General features: G+C 31.4%; 2 protein-coding genes. Both read left to right on the forward strand.

Annotation, left to right across the window (positions count from 1 at the left end):
* On the forward strand, positions 1–666 hold a 666-nt coding region (locus ACRC03_RS00465; protein ID WP_438650575.1), incomplete at its 5' end, for a GspE/PulE family protein.
* Positions 667–680: 14 nt separating this feature from the next.
* A partial coding sequence (locus ACRC03_RS00470) for a type II secretion system F family protein (protein WP_438650576.1) occupies positions 681–1,866 on the forward strand: 1,186 nt, incomplete at its 3' end.

Below are 1,866 nucleotides of genomic sequence, written 5' to 3' on the forward strand. Positions count from 1 at the left end.
GAAAAAAACATACTTACAATAGAAGACCCTGTTGAATATGAATTACAAGGGGTAAATCAATCTCAAATAAATTACAAAGCAGGCTTAGATTTTGCAAGTGCACTAAGATCTTTTTTAAGACAGGATCCAGATATAATAATGGTAGGAGAGATTAGAGATCACGATACAGCAGAGATTGCAATAAGAGCTTCTCTTACAGGTCATTTAGTATTAAGCACCCTACATGCTAATACTGCAGTAGGTGCAATATCAAGGCTTTCAGATATGAATATAGATAGTTTCTTGATAACATCATCTTTAGTTGGAGTTGTTGCACAAAGGCTAGTTAGAAAAATATGCCCATTCTGTAAACATGAGTATGAAGCGAGCATCGGTGACAAAAAGGCTTTAGACTATGATATGGATAAAAGTTTAACTTTATATAGGGGCAGTGGATGTGATAAGTGCAATAATACAGGCTATAAGGGTAGACTAGGGTTATATGAAATGATACAAATAACGAAATCAATAAGGGATTTAATAGACCAAGGAGTAAAAGAAGATATAATCTTGGCTAAGGCTAACGAATTAGGAATGAAAACTATGAGGCAAGATGCTGCAATCAAGGTTCTAGAAGGACAGACTACAGTAGAAGAAATGATAAGAGCAACATTTATAAGCGATTAAAGGGATGATAGAATATGAGCAAATATAATTATACTGGAATAATGCTGAATGGTTCAAAAGCAAAAGGAATTGTTGAAGCAAAAAGTTTAAGTGATGCAAGAACTCAATTAAAGGCAAAGAAAATTAGAATAGTAGACTTAAAAGAAAAAAACGAACAATCTTTATTTGGAAACAGAAACAAAAGAAAGAAGTTAAAAGCGGATTCAATAAGTCATTTTTGTAGGCAATTTGCCATAATTATATCTTCTGGTATAAATAGTCTAATAGGTTTGGAAACCTTAGCAAAAAGAACTGAAAATAAATTACTATCATCTGAAATTAATAGAATAGTAGATTTAGTAAGAAAAGGTTCTACCATTGCAGATGCAATGTTAGATAAAAGTTCAAAATTCCCAAGATTACTAGGTGCAATGGTAGCTACTGGAGAAGAAACGGGAACCTTAGAATCAGTTTTAAAAAGTATGGCAGTTTTCTACGAAAGAGAACATAGAATAAATCAAAAAATTAAAAATGCTTCAACTTACCCAGCTATTGTAGGAATTTTATCTTTGGTTATGCTATTTATATTTACCAGCTTTATAATACCTCAAATGATGAAATCCATATTAGAAATAGGAGCAGAGTTACCTCTATCAACTAAAATTATCATGGCACTTGGTGGATTTATGGGTAAATGGTGGTGGTTAGTCTTAATTTTAATCGGAGTAGGAATTTATGTATTATTACAATATATAAAAACACCATTAGGAAGAGCTCACAAAGATAGAGTTATAAACAAAATACCTTTGTTAGGTAAAGGAATAAGTAGTATAGTTGCAATGAGATTTTCAAGGTCATTGTATTTATTTGTAGCAACAGGATATCCATTATTACAAGGATTAGACCATATAAAAGCCACACTTAATAATTCTATTGCAGAAAAAGCTGTAGCAGAAGCTAAAGAAGGTTTAATAAGAGGGGAAACACTAGCTGAGAATCTAGAAAAACATAATTATTTTGATTCAGTGCTTATACAGATGATAGCAATAGGTGAACAAACAGGTCAACTAGAAACAATAAGTAGCCAAATGGCAGAGTTCTATGAACACGAATCAGATATATATTTAACTAGATTAGTTTCTATGATAGAACCAATAATGATTATAATAGTAGGAATAATGGTTGCAATATTAGTTATATCAGTATTTTTACCAATGTTAA

The sequence above is a fragment of the Romboutsia sp. genome (assembly GCF_051659545.1).
Lineage (GTDB): Bacteria > Bacillota > Clostridia > Peptostreptococcales > Peptostreptococcaceae > JBOFOR01.